This window comes from Sphingomonas sp. 66-10, assembly GCF_001897045.1.
Classification (GTDB): Bacteria; Pseudomonadota; Alphaproteobacteria; order Sphingomonadales; family Sphingomonadaceae; genus Sphingomonas; species Sphingomonas lycopersici.
The window spans coordinates 126,722-142,415 of record NZ_MKRR01000111.1 but is presented as its reverse complement, the minus strand read 5'-3'; the positions used below and the strand labels follow the sequence as shown (position 1 = coordinate 142,415).

The 15,694-nt window shown below is 67.4% G+C and carries 12 protein-coding genes and 1 tRNA gene; 9 read left to right on the top strand and 4 right to left on the bottom strand.

Annotated features, from left to right (window positions below; genetic code table 11):
- Together BGN95_RS11520 and BGN95_RS11515 are read left to right on the top strand one after the other, a co-directional pair.
- Positions 1-736, top strand: a 736-nt coding sequence (locus tag BGN95_RS11520) for an efflux RND transporter permease subunit (protein ID WP_286772665.1), incomplete at its 5' end; no start/stop codon positions are given.
- Positions 733-2,163, top strand: coding sequence for an efflux transporter outer membrane subunit (locus BGN95_RS11515; protein WP_286772664.1), 1,431 nt, complete (start codon positions 733-735; stop codon positions 2,161-2,163). The genes BGN95_RS11520 and BGN95_RS11515, both read left to right, overlap by 4 nt.
- A 105-nt stretch (positions 2,164-2,268) precedes the next feature.
- Here BGN95_RS11515 and BGN95_RS11510 read toward each other — a convergent pair whose 3' ends face one another.
- From BGN95_RS11510 to BGN95_RS11500, 3 genes are read right to left on the bottom strand one after another with little or no spacing between them, the layout of a single operon-like run.
- Entirely contained in the window at positions 2,269-2,937 is a 669-nt protein-coding gene (locus tag BGN95_RS11510) for a response regulator (protein ID WP_286772663.1), read from the bottom strand.
- A 42-nt stretch (positions 2,938-2,979) separates the two neighbouring features.
- A complete protein-coding gene (locus BGN95_RS11505) occupies positions 2,980-3,597 on the bottom strand; it encodes a ParB-like protein (protein ID WP_265269211.1) in 618 nt (205 codons plus the stop codon).
- On the bottom strand, positions 3,597-5,192 hold the full coding sequence (locus tag BGN95_RS11500; protein ID WP_286772662.1) for a SulP family inorganic anion transporter: 1,596 nt from the start codon (positions 5,190-5,192) through the stop codon (positions 3,597-3,599). The genes BGN95_RS11505 and BGN95_RS11500 overlap by 1 nt, the downstream gene beginning before the upstream one ends.
- 289 nt (positions 5,193-5,481) lie before the next feature.
- On the opposite strand from BGN95_RS11500, the gene BGN95_RS11495 reads away from it, so the two are divergent.
- A complete protein-coding gene (locus tag BGN95_RS11495; protein WP_286772661.1) occupies positions 5,482-5,883 on the top strand; it encodes a hypothetical protein in 402 nt (133 codons plus the stop codon).
- A 91-nt stretch (positions 5,884-5,974) separates the two neighbouring features.
- On the opposite strand, the gene BGN95_RS11490 is transcribed toward BGN95_RS11495, so the two are convergent.
- Positions 5,975-6,048 (bottom strand) — tRNA-Cys (locus tag BGN95_RS11490).
- A 151-nt stretch (positions 6,049-6,199) separates the two neighbouring features.
- Here BGN95_RS11490 and BGN95_RS11485 point away from each other — a divergent pair.
- From BGN95_RS11485 to BGN95_RS11460, 6 genes are all read left to right on the top strand, one after another.
- On the top strand, positions 6,200-6,868 hold the full coding sequence (locus BGN95_RS11485) for a protein-L-isoaspartate O-methyltransferase family protein (RefSeq protein ID WP_265269214.1): 669 nt from the start codon (positions 6,200-6,202) through the stop codon (positions 6,866-6,868).
- 8 nt (positions 6,869-6,876) lie between these two features.
- Positions 6,877-8,394 carry a TolC family outer membrane protein gene (locus BGN95_RS11480; protein ID WP_265269215.1) on the top strand — a complete coding sequence of 506 codons (1,518 nt, stop codon included), beginning with the start codon at positions 6,877-6,879 and terminating at the stop codon, positions 8,392-8,394.
- Between the two features lie 14 nt (positions 8,395-8,408).
- A complete protein-coding gene (locus BGN95_RS11475) occupies positions 8,409-8,876 on the top strand; it encodes a DUF2497 domain-containing protein (RefSeq protein ID WP_179511509.1) in 468 nt (155 codons plus the stop codon).
- Positions 8,877-8,929: 53 nt separating this feature from the next.
- A complete protein-coding gene (locus BGN95_RS11470; protein WP_286772660.1) occupies positions 8,930-10,975 on the top strand; it encodes a S9 family peptidase in 2,046 nt (681 codons plus the stop codon).
- Positions 10,976-11,215: 240 nt separating this feature from the next.
- Positions 11,216-13,834, top strand: coding sequence for a valine--tRNA ligase (locus tag BGN95_RS11465; RefSeq protein WP_286772659.1), 2,619 nt, complete (start codon positions 11,216-11,218; stop codon positions 13,832-13,834).
- Between the two features lie 119 nt (positions 13,835-13,953).
- Positions 13,954-15,423, top strand: coding sequence for an MATE family efflux transporter (locus BGN95_RS11460; RefSeq protein WP_502688281.1), 1,470 nt, complete (start codon positions 13,954-13,956; stop codon positions 15,421-15,423).
- Positions 15,424-15,694: the final 271 nt, after the last annotated feature.

The following is a 15,694-nucleotide window of genomic DNA, read 5'->3' as shown; positions in this document are numbered from 1 at the left end:
TGGCGCCTCGTTCATCTATCGCGAGCATCAGGAACGCTATGTCCCGATCAAGTTCAGCGTGCGCGGGCGCGATCTGGGCAGCGCGGTCGACGAGGTGAAGGCGCGGATCGCCAAGCATGTCGTGCTGCCGCCGGGCTATCATCTCGAATGGGCGGGCGAACTCGGCAATCTCGCCAATGCGGTCGCGCGGTTGCAGATCGTCGTGCCGGTCAGCTTGTTGCTGATCCTCGTCCTGCTGTTCGCCAATTTCGGATCGATCCGCGATACCTTGCTCGCGTTCAGCGTGATCCCGATGGCGCTGATCGGCGGGGTGCTCGCGCTGGCGCTGACCGGCACGCCGTTCAGCATCTCCGCCGCGATCGGCTTCGTCGCCTTGTTCGGCATCGCGGTGATGGACGGGATCCTCGTCGTCACCACCTTCAACCAGCAGCTCAACGAAGGGATGGAGCGCGACGAGGCGCTGGCGATGACGGTGCGGCATTGCCTGCGCCCGGTGGTGATGACCTGTCTCGCGGCGGCGATCGGCCTGTTGCCGGCGGCGATTTCGAGCGGGATCGGCAGCCAGGTGCAGAAGCCGCTGGCGCTGGTCGTGGTCGGCGGGATGACGCTGGCGCCGGTGTTGATCCTGATGGTGCTGCCGGTGCTGATCGCGCGTTTCTCGCGCCACGACAGCGGGCTGCTGGAGCGCAAACCTCAACAGCCAGACGCCGATCAGGCGCAGGCGGAGCCGGCATGATGCGCGTCGCTTTGCTTTCGCTCCCGCTCGTGGTGCTGGTTGCCGGGTGCACTGTCTCGCCGGCGCATCCGGGGACACAGGCGGCGCTGCCGCCCGCACGCCAGTCGCAGACGATTGCCCCTGCAAGTGGCACGGCGCAGCAGGTGGATGTCGGCGCGCCGCCGCTTGCGCAATGGTGGCGTGCGTTCGGCAGCGCCAAGCTCGACGCGTTGGTCGAGACCGCGCTGGCGCATAACGAGGACCTCGCCACCGCCGAGGCTAATCTGCGTCAGGCGCAGGAACAGGCGCGCGCCACCGCGGGCGGGCAGGGGCCGCAGGCCGATCTCAACTATCAGGTGCAGCGCGCCCGCGTGTCGAACGCGTTGCAGACCCCGCTCGCCGATCAATCGATCAACCTCTACACGCTCCACACCGCACAGGTGACGGTGGCCTATCCGCTCGATCTGTTCGGCGAGGGGCGCAATCGCGTCCGCTCGGCGCGCGCGGCGGCGGAGGTGGCGGCGCATCGGCTCGACGCGGCGCGGATCACCGCAATCTCCAATCTGGTGCAGGCGGCGATTCAATATGCCGCGCTCGACGCGCAGGCCGAGGCGACGCGCAAGGCGATCGCCGACAATCGCGCGCTCGTCGCGATGCTCGAACGGCGGCGCGCGCTCGGCGATGTCGGGCTGTCCGATGTCACCGCGCAGCAGACCGTGCTCGCCAATGCCGAGGCGGCGTTGCCGCCGCTGGAGCGACAGCGCGCGCATCAGGCCGGGCTGATCCTCTCGCTGCTCGGCAGGCCCGCCGGGTCGCCGCTGCCGCCGCTGCCGGCGATGACCGAGCTGCATCTGCCCGCCGATCTGCCTGTCGCGCTCCCGTCCGATGTCGTCGCGCACCGCCCCGACGTCCAGGCGGCGGCGGCGCAGATGCGCGGGGCGGCGGCCGATGTCGGTGCGGCAATGGCGGCGCGCCTGCCGTCGATCACGCTCAGCGGGCAGGCGGGGGGCTCGGCGACGCATTTTGCCGATATGTTCGCCAGCGGGAATCCGTTCTTCTCGCTGATCGGCGGGATCACTCAGCCGTTATTTCATTCGGGGCAATTGCTCCACCAGAAGCATGCGGCCGACGCGGCGCTCGATGCGGCCAAGGCGCAATATCGCGCGGCGGCGCTGCAGGCCTTCCTCGATGTCGACGACGCGCTGTCGGGGCTGCGCACCGATGCTGCCGCACTCGACGCGGCGACCCGCGCCGACGACGCCGCCAGCCGCACGCTGGTGATGACGCGGCGGCAGATGGAGTTGGGCGCAGTCGGCAGTTTCGCGCTGCTCAATGCCTCGTCGGCGGCGTCGCAGGCGGCGGTACAGCGCATCCAGGCGACCGCGGCGCGGCTCACCGATACGGTGGCGTTGTTCCAGGCGTGCGGAACGCCCGTTACGGGAAAATAAGTCCACCTCCGTTCGCCCTCAGCTTGTCGAAGGGCGTCCTGCCGGTCGTGAGGTGGGGACGCCCTTCGACAGGCTCAGGGCGAACGGCGTATCTGACGCACCGCGCTACGTCTGGAGCATATAACCCACGCCGCGCACCGTCTGGACGGTGAGCGCAAGTCCCGCCTCCTTCAGATGCCGGCGGATGCGATGGATATAGACTTCCACCGCATTCGACCCGAGCGAATCGCCCGCGCCGAACAATTGATCCTCCAGCACGCGCTTGGGCACCACGCGATTGGGCTGGCGCATCAGCAGTTCGAGCAATTCGCCCTCGCGTACCGAAAATTCCAGCGCAGCGCCCTCGGCGCGAAACTGCCGCGCCTCGGTATCGAGTTCGAGCGTGCCGGCGCGGAGCAGCCGGTCCTTATACCCCGAGTCGCGCCGCAGGATCGCCAGCACCCGCGCGTGGAGCTCGTCGAAGTGGAACGGCTTGGACATATAATCGTCCGCCCCGGCGCGGAGGCCGCCGAGGCGGTTTTCCACCTCGCCGCGCGCGGTGAGGATGATGATCGGTTCGCTGCGCTGCGCCGCGCGCAGCCGTTTGAGCAGATCGAGCCCATCCTCGTCGGGCAGCCCGAGATCGAGGATGACGAGCGCGTAGCGCGTCGTGCGGATCAATATATCGGCATCGCCGGCATTATGCGCGAGATCGCAATGCAGATGGCGCGCGGCGAAAGCTTCGCCGATCGCCTGGGCCAGCTCGATATTGTCCTCGACGACCAGCAATCTCATCGCCGCCTCATGCGACGCGCGCGGCGGTCGTGCAATGCGCGATCAGTCGTGCGGGCCGGCATAGCCGGGCAGATACGCCGCCTCCGCCCCACGCGCGATCGTCAGCGCCTTTTCGACCGCGGTGTCGAAATCGCTCTCCAGCAGCGCGGGCTTGATGCGGTGGCGCAGGAAATCGGCCCAGAGGAATTCGGAATAGGGCGTATCGTCCTTGGCATAGCCGCCCGCGCGACGGAGCTGGCCGGCGAGCGAGCGATAGGGATCGTCGCGCAGCCGCGAGAGCTTCTTGGGCAGGTCCGCCGCCGACTTGCGCACGCCCTTCTCGTCGAACGGGTGGAGCCAGTTGCGGTTGTCCATCACCGTCAGGAAGGTCTCGCGCGACAAATGGCTGAGATCGGCGACGATACGCACCAGCACCTGCTGCTGCCCGGCCTCCATCAGCGCGACCGCGAGGTGGTGGTTGTCGATGATCCACGGCCGCTGCTTCGGCCCGAGGATCGCGGGGAGCAGATGGTGCGACAGGAAGGCGCCGCCCGCTTCGTGCGAGCGCTCCTCCCAGTCACGGCGCTTGCGGGCGACCTCGCGCCGGCCGACCGTCATCTGGGTCGGGCGGAGCTCAGCGAGCGGGGTCGGGTGGAGGATCGGTGGGCAGTCCTGCATCATCACTTCCCCTTGTCGCCGCTTATCGCCGCCACCGCGTCGGCGACGCTGTAGCTGCTGCGCGCGGCGAGATCGTCGCGGCCCGCGCGGTGGAACAGGTCGCGGATATGATCATGGACCCGCGCGAGCCGCAAGCTGGTGCCGGCGCGCGATATTTTGTCGTCGAACTCGATCAGGCAGTCGAGCGCCGTACTGTCCAGATCGAAGCTTTCCTCGATGCTCAGCACCAGCGCATGCCCGCCGCCGAGCCGGCGCTCGACATCGCGCAGCACGCGTTCGGCATTGCCGAAGAACAGCGGTTCGGACGGCCGGAGTACCAATATCCCGGCCACCGGCTTGGCATCGGGATGCCGCGCGAGATCAACGAAATCATGTCCGCCGCCAAGCTGCCCCAGTTCGAGCACGTTCGAGGTCGACATCCGCTGGATCAGCGCGGCGAGCGACAGCGCGATCGCGATCAGCATCCCGTCGAGCACGCCGAACGCCAGCACCGCTGCTGCCGCCGCGAATGCTACCACTTCGTCGCGTCTGATCCGCCAGAGGTGGAGGAAAGGTGCGGGGGACAAAGCGTGGGTCAACGCGGCAATCACCACCGCCGCCAACACCGCATCGGGCAGATGCGCGATCGCCGGCCGGCCGAACCAGGCGAGCAGCCCGAGCGTGACCGCCGCGAACACCGGGGTCCAGCGCGACGCAGCACCTGCCGCCTCGCTTGCCGATCCGGCCGAAAACCCCGCGCCGACCGGCATCCCCTGGACGACCGCCGCCGCCAGATTGGCGCCGCCGATCGCGGCCAGCTCGCGATCGGGATCGATCGAATCGCCGTGGCGCAACGCCAGCGCGCGCATCGTTCCCCAGCTTTCGGCGAACAGGATCAGCGCCAGCGGCACCACCAGTTGCGCCAGTCGTGACACCGCGCCGAAGCCGATATCGGGCAGTTCGGGAAGGTGCAGCGCGATCGCGATGTCGCCCACCGTCCGGACGCCGTGGGCCGGCAGATCGAGCAGGCGCGAGGCGGCGATCCCCAGCACGAGCACGACAAAGGCGGCGGGAATGCCGGGCAGGCGTCGCAACCCGAGCAGCAACGCCAGCGCGACCAATCCGGTCGCGACCGAGGCGAGATGCCAGTCCGGCATCGTCTCGGCGAGCCGCGCGACCAGTGTCAGCAGATTGCCGCCGGCGATATCGACCCCGACGATCGCCGGGAGCTGGCGGAGGATGATCGTGATCGCGAGCCCGAGCGCGAAGCCGCGCAGCACCGGGCGGGCGATGAAGCTGGTCAGCGCCCCCAGTCGCAGCGCTGCAGCGATCAGGAACAGCAGCCCCGCCAGCGCAACTGCCAGCGTCGCCAATATCTCGCGCGGCACCGCCTCATGCGCCATTGCCGCGAGCGCCGCCGCGAGGATCGCGGCGGAGGAGGAGGTGGAGGAAACGATCGCGAACCGGCTGCGCCCGATCGCGGCATAAGCGAGGCATCCGGCGATTGCCGCGACGATCGCGCGCGCCGGTTCGAGCCCCGCGATGCTGGCATAGGCCACCGCCTCCGGCAGCAATAGCCCCGCGACCGAAACGCCAGCGATCACATCGGCCCGCGCCATGCCGGCACGCTACGCACTTTCAATGCGTTGGCAAGCTGCAGAACGCGGACGAACGCCGGCGGCGGCGGTTGGGGAAATCGCGCCGTGGTGATATGATCGCACCGGCGCTGCGGACCCGATCCGGCCGATGGCCGCCCCGCGCGCCGATCGATGCCGACACCGGCTCGGCGAGTGGCGAAGCGCGTCTCCACAGGGAATGGAGCACGCACGTCGCCGGCGCCTGCATCGCGATCTGTTCCGGCCTGTTTTTCCGCGCCTTTGCGGATGCCGGATCGCGAGGAGACGAACAATGAAATCGACACCTTTGCTGATGGCGCTCGGCGCCGTCGCGCTCGCCGGTCCCGGGACGGTGACGGCCCAGCGCGGTGGTCATCCCGCCGCAATGCCGATGATCCATACCCCGACTACCGTGGCCCCGACGACGGCCCCCGCCACGCATATGTCGCAGGGGGCGACCCAGGGGACGGGCTGGAATCATATGAACGGCCCGACCCATGCCACCGGTCAGCCCAATGCGTCATGCGGCAGCGCCAGCGCGCCGACCACGCCGGGCAATGCCGGGAGCGCACCGGGATCGGCATTCAATCCGACGGGACAAGCGGGCTCGGTCTATGCCGGCCAGCAGCCGCAGAACTCGCGCAACACCGCTTCGGTGTCGCAATATGATTCTGCCTGCCTGCATCACAATTAGGCAATATTGACCCACGGGTGACGCGCGCGGCCGTCCACCGGTCGCGCGCGTGCTCGCGTCCGCTCCAAAAAATCCAGATTTTTCAGAAAGGTGGAGGCCCGACCGGGAATCGAACCCGGGTGCAAGGATTTGCAGTCCTCTGCGTCACCACTCCGCCATCGGGCCTCGATGTGCGTGGAGCGCGGGCTGATGCGTCGGCGCTCGCCCGCTGTCAAGCGCGCGGCGACAGTTGGCGGCGCAGCGGTGACGCGATACAAGCCGCGCGAATGCTTTAGTGTATTGCATCAATAAAACAGCTGTGCGACAGGGTATGATCATGACCGCGACCATTTCTCCCGCGAACGATTTCGAGGCGATGCGCACCGCAATGGTGGTGAGCCAGCTGCGTCCCAATGCGGTGAACGATCCGCGCGTCGTGGCGGCGATGGCCGCCGTCGCGCGCGAGACGTTCGTGCCGTCCGAGGCCGCGCCGCTCGCGTATCGCGATACCGCGGTGCCGCTCGGTAACGGGCGTGCGGCGAACCTGCCGATCGCGACCGGCCGGCTGCTGACCGAGGCGCGGCTGCAGCCGGGCGACCGGGTGCTGCTGATCGGTGCTGCGACCGGCTATACCGCGGCGGTTCTCGCCGGCCTCGTCGGCCATGTCGTCGCGGTCGAGAGCGACGCCGATCTCGCTGCCCGCGCGCGCGCTGCGCTGGCCGGAGTCACGGGGGTCGAACTGGTCGAGGGGCCGCTCGAACACGGCCATGCCGCCGGCGCACCCTATGACGTGATCGTGGTCGACGGCGCGGTCGAGGAACTCCCTGAGGCACTGGTCGATCAGGTGCGCGAAGGCGGCCGGATCGTTGCGGGGCTGGTCGATCGCGGAGTCACCCGGCTTGCCGCCGGGCGCCGCACCGGGGGCGGCTTCGGCCTCGTCGGTTTCGCGGATATCGAATCGGTGGTGCTGCCGGGCTTCGCGCGCCGGCGCGGATTCAGCTTCTGAGGTATTCTTTGGGCCGCCATCTTTCTTCGATCGCGCCGGTCGCGATCCTTGCCGCGACGCTCGCCGTGCCTGCCTCCGCGGAGACGCTGCGTGATGCGTTGGCCAAAGCCTATCACGATAATCCGACAATCACCGGCGCGCGTGCACAGCAGCGCGCCAATGACGAGAATGTGCCGATCGCCAAGGCCGCGGGGCGCCCCGGCGTTTCCGCCACCGGGTCGTTGAATGACAATCTGGTGCGCACCGGCAATTCCTTCACCACGCCGGCGCGGATCGCGCAGCTCGGGGTGACGCTCAACGTGCCGGTCTATTCGGGCGGCGCGGTGCGCAATTCGATTCGCGCGGCCGAAACCCGGGTGGAAGCCGGGCAGGCCAGCCTCCGCGGGACCGAGGCGACGACGTTCACCAATGTCGTCGCCGCCTACAACAATGTGCTGCGCGACGAAGCGATCGTCGGGCTCAACGCGCAGAATGTGAAGGTGCTGGAAACCAACCTCACCGCGGCGCGCGATCGTTTCCAGGTCGGCGATCTGACGCGGACCGACGTCGCGCAGTCCGAGGCGCGGCTGAGCCTGGCGCGCGCGCAATTGCAGACCGCGCAGGCCAATCTGATTTCGAGCCGCGAGAATTATGTCGCGCTGGTCGGCACGGCGCCGGGCACGCTCGAGCCGCCGCCGCCGCTGCCGCATTTGCCCGATTCGCCCGATTCGGCGGTCGAGGTCGCGCTGAGCCAGAACCCGACCTTGCTCGCCGCGCAGCGCCAGCGCGATGCCACGCGCTATGACGTCAAAGTGGCGCAGGCCAGCCGGTTGCCGACCGTCGGGATCGGGGTCGGGGAGAATGCCACTTCCTATCTCGGCTCGCTCGGCGCGGGCACGGGGCTCGGCGTCGGGCAGAACGGGTCGTCGACCTCGATCGGCGTCAACCTCCGGGTGCCGATCTTCCAGGGCGGGCTTCCCGCCGCGCAGATCCGGCAGGCGCAGGCGAATCGCTCGCAGGCGATCGAGAATGCCACCGCGGCGGAGCGGCAGGTGATCGCCGATACGCGCTCGTCCTTTGCGATCTGGCGGTCGGCGCTGGAGGTGATCCAGTCGTCGGAGGCGGCGGTCAATGCGAATCGGCTCTCGCTGGAGGGCGTGCGGGCCGAGAACAGCGTCGGCAACCGGACGATCCTCGATATCCTCAACGCGGAGCAGGAATTGCTCAACAGCCAGGTGACGCTCGTCACCGCCCGTCGCGACGCTTATGTCGCGGGCTTCGCGCTGCTCGCGGCGATGGGGCGGGCGGAGGCACGCGATCTCGGGCTCGACGGCGGGCCGCTCTACAATCCGGCGGACAATTATAATGCGGTGAAGGGCCGGTTCCTCGATTACGGCACCGGCGCCGCGCCCGTGCCGATCGCCCCGACCACCGCGAAAGTGGCGCCGCAAAACGCCACGGTGACGCGTCCGCTCGGCCCGGAATTCGATACGCCTGTTGACAGGAACGCCCCCTTAACCACAGGTGAGCACGCACCAAACCGCTGATTGGAACGTCGCTTATGGGGGACGCTAGCGCCGAGCCGTCGATGGAGGACATCCTGTCCTCGATCAAACGGATCATCGCCGAGGAGGGAGAGGGGACAACGCGCATGCGCCGTCCCTCGATTCGTCCTGTGCCGTCAGTTGTCCCGCCGCCGCCGAGCGAGGAGGCGGACGAGGTGCTGGAGCTGCGTCACGCTATGGCCACCGAACCCACCACGAGCGACACGTCCGCACCTCAGTCTCGGCCCGAACCGGTGCCCGAGGCGATCGTCTCGCAGGAAACCGCGCAAGCGACTCGCGGCGCGCTCGACGCGCTCTCGCGATTGCTGGTGAAGCCCGAGCCCAATACCGACGGCACGCTGGAAGGGCTGGTGCGCGAAATGCTCCGCCCGATGCTGCGCGAATGGCTCGACGCCAACCTGCCCGCGATCGTCGAATCGGTCGTCGCGCGCGAGGTCGCCAAGATCACCAGCTCGGGTCGCTGACCCGCGCCTGCCGGAGATTGTAGCAGCGGTTACGATCTGCTCTATCTGCCGGCATGAAAGCACTTCTTGCCGCGAGCCTGCTCGCCTCCGCCGCTATCGTCGCCGCGCCCGCCGTGGCGCGCCCGTTGACCATCGACGATGTCACCATGTTGTCGCGCGTCGGCGCACCGACCGTGTCGAAGGACGGCCGCTGGCTGGTCTGGGCGCAGCGCGAAACCGATCTCGCCGGCAACAAGGGGCGTTTTGCGCTGTGGAGGCTCGATCTCTCGCGGCGCGGCGCGCAGCCGGCGAAGCTGTCGGCGGATTCGTCCGCCAACGAGAACGACCCGCAGATCGTCGGCGATACGGTGTATTTCTCATCCGACAAGGGCGGCGAGGATGCGATCTGGGCGATGCCCGTCGCGGGCGGCACGCCGCGCCGAATCACCGATTTCAAGGGCGGCTTCAACGGCTTCAAGGTCGCCCCCAGCGGCGATCGACTCGTCGTGTGGGCGGATCGCAAGCCCGGCGCACCGTCGCTTGAGCCGGCGAGCGAGAAGAAGGATCCGAATGCCGGCGAGGGGCGGGTCTATGATCGATTGTTCGTCCGGCATTGGGATACATGGGCGGACGGCACGCGCTCGCAATTGTTCGTCCTGCCGCTGCCCGCCAGCGGCGCGCCCGGCAATGGTACCGCGATCGTCGGCGCGCTGGTCGGCGATACCCCGTCCAAGCCGATGGGCGGCGGCGAGGAAATCGCCTGGGCGCCCGACGGTCGCATCGTCTATTTCGCGATGCGCGAGGCGGGGCGGATCGAGCCCTTGTCGACCAACCTCGATATCTTCGCCGCCCCGGCCGACGGCAGCAGCGCGCCGGTCAATCTGACCGCAGACAACAAGGCGACCGACAACCAGCCGACCGTCTCGCCCGACGGCCGCACGCTGGCGTGGTTCGCGATGCTTCGTCCCGGCTATGAGGCCGATCGTCAGGTGCTGATGGTCCGCGATCTTGCCAGCGGCAAGGTCAGCGCGCTGACCGATAAATGGGATCGCTCGATCGGGTCGATCGCCTGGGCGCCCGATTCGAGATCGCTTTACGTCACCGCCGAGGATACGCAGGAAAATCCGCTGTGGCGGGTCGATGCACATAGCGGACAAGTCACGCGGCTGACGCAGCAGGGCAATGTCTCGTCGGTCACGGTGAGCGCCGGCGGCGGGGTGATCGTTGCGATCAACAGCCTCACCGCGCCCGACGATTTCTATCGCATTACGGGCAAGGGGGCGCCCGAGCGGCTGACCTCGGTCAATGCGGCGAAGCTCGTCGGCGTCGATATGCCCGACGTGTCGCGCTTCAATTTCAAGGGCGCGAACGGCGATACGGTATGGGGTTATGCGGTGAAGCCCTATGGCAGCACCGGCAAGGTGCCGATCGCCTATATGGTCCACGGCGGACCGCAGGGATCGTCGAACAACAGCTGGTCGTATCGCTGGAACCCGGCGGTGTTCGCCGGTGCCGGCTATGGGCTGGTCGCGGTCGATTTCCACGGGTCGACGGGCTACGGCCAAGCCTTCACCGATGCGATCCGCAACAATTGGGGCGGCTGGCCGCTCGAGGATCTGCAAAAGGGTCTCGCCGCCGCGACCGCCAAATATGGCTGGCTCGACGCCGATAACGCCTGTGCGCTCGGCGCCTCCTACGGTGGCTATATGATGAACTGGTTCGCCGGCCAGTGGCCCGATCGCTTCAAATGCATCGTCCAGCACGACGGCGTCTTCGATGCGCGGGCGATGGCCTATGAGACCGAGGAATTGTGGTTCGACGAATGGGAACACGGCGGCAAGGCCTATTATGAAGACCCGGCCGCGTTCGAAAAGTGGAACCCGGTCAATTACGTCGACAAGTGGAAGACCCCGATGCTGGTCATCACCGGCGAGAAGGACTTCCGCATTCCCTATACCCAGGGCCTCGCCGCGTTCACCGCGCTCCAGCGGCGCGACATCCCCTCGCGGCTGCTCGTCAATCCGAACGAGAATCACTGGGTGCTGAAACCGCGCAACTCGCGGCAATGGTATCGCGAGGTGCTCGGCTGGATGGATAAGTGGACCGGGAAGGCGCGGTAACGCTAACCGTCGTCATGCCGGGTTAAGCCCGCATGACGCGAGGGACGAGCGCATCTTTCATCCGCGGTTCATCCCGCGTCGGGTAAGTGGATCGTGCATAGTCGGTTTCCGATCCGCGCACGATCCAAGCTCCCTTCGTTGCGCGCTTTCGGGGCGGTCCTCCTGTTCGGGGCCGCCCTGTTTGCTTTTAGACCTTAAGCGCGGCTTTTCTTTTGCCGCTCCCCCGGTAAAGCCACCGGGATGACCGAATTGCCCAAGACCTTTGACCCCGCCGCCATCGAATCGCGCTGGTATGCGCATTGGGAGGATAACGGCCTGTTCCGCCCCGACCGCCCGGGCGCGGAGCCGTGGACGATCGTCAACCCGCCGCCCAACGTCACCGGATCGCTGCATATCGGGCATGCGCTCGACAATACGCTGCAGGATATCCTCGTCCGCCACGCGCGGTTGAAGGGCAAGGACGCCTTGTGGGTGGTCGGCACCGATCACGCCGGGATCGCGACGCAGATGGTGGTCGAGCGCCAGATGGCGTTGCGCCAGCAGAAGCGCACCGATTTCACCCGCGAAGAATTCGTCGCCAAGGTGTGGGAATGGAAGGCGGAAAGCGGCGGGGCAATCACCCGCCAGCTCCGCCGGCTCGGCTGCTCGATGGATTGGGCCAACGAGCGCTTCACGATGGACGAAGGCTTCAGCAAGGCGGTGCTGAAGGTGTTCGTCGATCTGCACCGTCAGGGGCTGATCTATCGCGACAAGCGCCTCGTGAACTGGGACCCGGGCCTCGGCACCGCGATCAGCGATCTCGAGGTCGAGACCCGCGAGGTGCAGGGCAAATTCTGGCATCTCCGGTATCCGCTGGAGGACGGCAGCGGCTTCATCTCGGTCGCGACGACGCGCCCCGAAACGATGCTCGCAGATATGGCTGTCGCGGTGAACCCCGAGGATGCGCGCTACAAGGCGCTGATCGGCAAGAAGGTGCGGCTGCCGATCACCGGCCGCCTGATCCCGATCATCGCCGATGAACATGCCGATCCCGAACTCGGCTCGGGTGCGGTGAAGATCACCCCAGGGCATGATTTCAACGACTTCGAGGTCGGCAAGCGCGCCGGGATCGAGGCGCGCGACATGCTCAACATGCTCGATGCCAAGGCGCAGGTGACGCAGGTCGCCGACGGGCTGATCCCGGCCGAATTCCTCGGCGAGGATCGTTTCACCGCGCGCAAATTGGTCGTCGAGCGGCTGGAGGCGGAAGGCTTCCTCGAACGCGTCGAGGATCGCGTGATCCAGACGCCGTACGGCGATCGCTCGGGCGACGTGATCGAACCGTGGCTGACCGACCAATGGTATGTCGACGCCGCGACATTGGCGAAGCCCGCGGTCGAGGCGGTGACCTCGGGCAAGACCCGCGTCGTCCCCAAGACGTGGGAAAAGACCTATTTCAACTGGATGGAGAACATCCAGCCGTGGTGCGTCTCGCGCCAATTGTGGTGGGGGCACCGCATCCCGGCATGGTTCGCCGACGATGGCCGCATCTTCGTCGCCGAAAGCGCCGAGGAGGCGCAGGCGCAGGCGGGCGCGGGCGTCACGCTCAGCCAGGACCCCGACGTACTCGATACATGGTTCTCGTCGGCCTTGTGGCCGTTCGCGACGATGGGCTGGCCGGAGAACACCGATCCGACACTCGGCGGACGCTATCCCAATGACGTGCTGATTTCGGGCTTCGACATCCTGTTCTTCTGGGATGCCCGGATGATGATGCAGGGCCTGCAGTTCATGAAGGACGTGCCGTTCCGCACGCTCTATCTGCACGGCCTCGTCCGCGCCGCCGACGGCGCCAAGATGTCCAAGTCGAAGGGCAATACGGTCGATCCGCTCGGGCTGATCGACAAATACGGTGCCGATGCGCTGCGCTTCTTCATGGCGGCGATGGAAAGCCAGGGCCGCGACATCAAGATGGATGAGCGCCGCGTCGAGGGCTATCGCAACTTCGCGACCAAGCTGTGGAACGCCAGCCGCTTCTGCCAGACCAATAGCATCGGCGGATCGGCGACGCTGGAGCCGCCTGCGGCAAGCTCGGCGGTCAACAAATGGATCGTCGGCGAATGCGTCAAGGCGATCCAGTCGGTCGATCTTGCGCTCGCCGAGCTGCGGTTCGACGCAGCGGCCAATGCGATCTACCATTTCGTGTGGAGCCAGTTCTGCGACTGGTATCTCGAATTGATCAAGAGCCAGATCGACGACGAGACGCGTGCGGTGGCGGGCTGGGTGCTCGATCAGGTGCTGGTGGTGCTCCACCCGTTCATGCCCTTCATCACCGAGGAATTGTGGCACGCGCTGGCGCCGCGCGAGCATGAATTGATCGTCGCGAAATGGCCGATGGCCGATGCGCGGGCGATCGATCCCGCGGCGGCGAACGAGGTCGATTGGCTGATCCGGCTGGTCAGCGAGGTGCGGTCGAGCCGCACCGAGCTCAACGTGCCCCCCGGTGCGCGTCTGCCTTATGCGGTGGCCGACGCCGGTGCCGAGACCGCCGCGCGGCTCGCGCGCAATGCGGCGACGATCGCGCGGCTCGCGCGGATCGAGCCGGGCGAGGTGACCGGGGGCAGCGCGCAAGTGGTGGTCGACGAGGCGACCTATCGCCTCGGGCTGGGCGATGTGATCGATCTCGACGCCGAACGCGCGCGGCTCGCCAAGGCGATCGCCGGGGCGGAGAAGGAACGCGATTCGCTCGCCGCGCGGCTGGGCAATGCGAGCTTCGTCGAACGCGCCAAACCCGAAGCGGTCGAAAAAGCGCGCGCCGACCACGCCGACAAGGCGGCGGAGGCCGAACGGCTGTCGGCCGCGCTGGGGCGGCTGGGATAATTCTTCGTCATCCCCGCGCAGGCGGGGATCCATTAACGCAGGTCCGGCGATAGAGTCGCGAGCTCGGCGTGAATGGATCCCCGCCTGCGCGGGGATGACGGATTAGAAGGACGAGGATTTTGTCAGACGAAGCGCCACTACCGCCTGCCGCTCAGCACGGTCATGCGCACAATCTGACGACCGGGCCGATCGGATCGGCGCTGCTGATGTTCGCGCTGCCGACGCTCGCCTCGAATATCCTGCAGACGCTCAACGGCTCGATCAACGCGGTGTGGGTCGGGCGGTTTCTGGGCGAGGGGGCGCTCGCCGCGACCTCCAACGCCAATATCATCATGTTCCTCACCTTCGGCGCGGTGTTCGGCTTCGGCATGGCGGCGACGATCATGGTCGGGCAGAGCTGGGGCCGGCGCGACGTCGATGCGGCGCGGCGCGCGTTCGGCTCGGCGATCGGGCTTGTGCTCGGCACCTCGCTGGTCGTCGCGGCGCTCGGCTGGATCTTCGCGCCACAGATTCTGCATGTCCTTGCCACCCCGCCTGGGGCATTCCAGCCGGCGCTCGATTATCTCCGCGTGATCTTCATCGGGCTGCCCGCGTCGATGCTGCTGGTGCTGATGTTCATGGGGCTGCGCGGCACCGGCGATTCGGTGACGCCCTTGTGGTTCATGGGGTTGTGCGTGGTGCTCGATGCGGGGCTCAACCCGGTGCTGATCCTCGGGCTCGGGCCGTTCCCGCGGCTGGGGATTGCCGGGTCGGCGACCGCGACGCTGATCGCCAATGTCGTCGCGCTCGGGGCATTGGTGTTCCACATGCAGCGCAACGATCTGCCGCTCCGGCTCAAGGGCGCGGAACTGCGTTATATGGTTCCTGCGCCGGCGCTGGTTCGGGTGATCGTCGGCAAGGGGCTGCCGATCGGGGCGCAGATGCTGGTGATGTCCACTTCGGCGCTGGTGATGATCGGGCTGGTCAACCGCCACGGCATCGACACGATCGCGGCCTATGGCATCACCCAGCAATTGTGGAATTACGTCCAGATGCCGGCGATGGCGATCGGCGCGGCGGTATCGGCGATGGCGGCGCAGAATATCGGCGCCGGGCGGTGGGATCGCGTGGCGCGTATCACCCGCGCGGGGCTCGGCTATAATATCGCGATGACCGGGACGATGGTGGCGCTGGGGGTGCTGTTCGATCGCCCGCTGCTCGCGCTGTTCATCGGCGGCGGCAGCCCGGTGATCCCGGTGGCGCAACACATCAACCTCATCGTCACCTGGGGCCTGATCCTGTTCGGCGCGACGATGGTGCTGTTCGGCACGGTGCGCGCGAACGGCGCGGTGTGGGGGCCGCTGATCATCCTGGCGGTCTCGATGTTCCCGGTGCGGCTGGGGCTGGCGCTGGGGCTCGATCCGGTGTGGGGCGCGGACGCCTTGTGGTGGAGCTTCCCGCTCGGCTCGATCGTCAATATCGTGCTGGCGGTGCTCTATTACCTCTACGGCCCGTGGCGGCGCGGCCGGCTGCTGGTGCCCGAGGAGCATGTCGAGGAACGCAGCCACGCCGATATCGAGCCGGGCAACAATCTCAAACCGGCGAGTTAGCCCCGAGCATACCAAACAATCCGTTCGCCCTGAGCCTGTCGAAGGGCTGGCCTTCTTCCGCGGAAGAAAAGGGCAGGGCTTCGACAGGCTCAGCCGGAACGGGGATGGGTAATGGCGGTAAAACGCATCGAGCCGGTGCTTGCCGAGCGCCGCGCGAAAGCGCATGTCCCCGCGCATCATGCACGCATCATTCCCCGCGCTCCGCCTTCGCCGTACCCGCGTCGCCGAGTGGAGCCGCCGGCTCCACCGCGAGACGGTGTTGACCCCGGCC

Coding starts and splice junctions, on each gene's coding strand:
- BGN95_RS11515 (WP_286772664.1), top strand. CDS start 733: ATGATGCGCGTCGCTTTGCTTTCGCTCCCGCTCGTGGTGCTGGTTGCC.
- BGN95_RS11510 (WP_286772663.1), bottom strand. CDS start 2,937: ATGAGATTGCTGGTCGTCGAGGACAATATCGAGCTGGCCCAGGCGATC.
- BGN95_RS11505 (WP_265269211.1), bottom strand. CDS start 3,597: ATGATGCAGGACTGCCCACCGATCCTCCACCCGACCCCGCTCGCTGAG.
- BGN95_RS11500 (WP_286772662.1), bottom strand. CDS start 5,192: ATGGCGCGGGCCGATGTGATCGCTGGCGTTTCGGTCGCGGGGCTATTG.
- BGN95_RS11495 (WP_286772661.1), top strand. CDS start 5,482: ATGAAATCGACACCTTTGCTGATGGCGCTCGGCGCCGTCGCGCTCGCC.
- BGN95_RS11485 (WP_265269214.1), top strand. CDS start 6,200: ATGACCGCGACCATTTCTCCCGCGAACGATTTCGAGGCGATGCGCACC.
- BGN95_RS11475 (WP_179511509.1), top strand. CDS start 8,409: ATGGGGGACGCTAGCGCCGAGCCGTCGATGGAGGACATCCTGTCCTCG.
- BGN95_RS11470 (WP_286772660.1), top strand. CDS start 8,930: ATGAAAGCACTTCTTGCCGCGAGCCTGCTCGCCTCCGCCGCTATCGTC.
- BGN95_RS11465 (WP_286772659.1), top strand. CDS start 11,216: ATGACCGAATTGCCCAAGACCTTTGACCCCGCCGCCATCGAATCGCGC.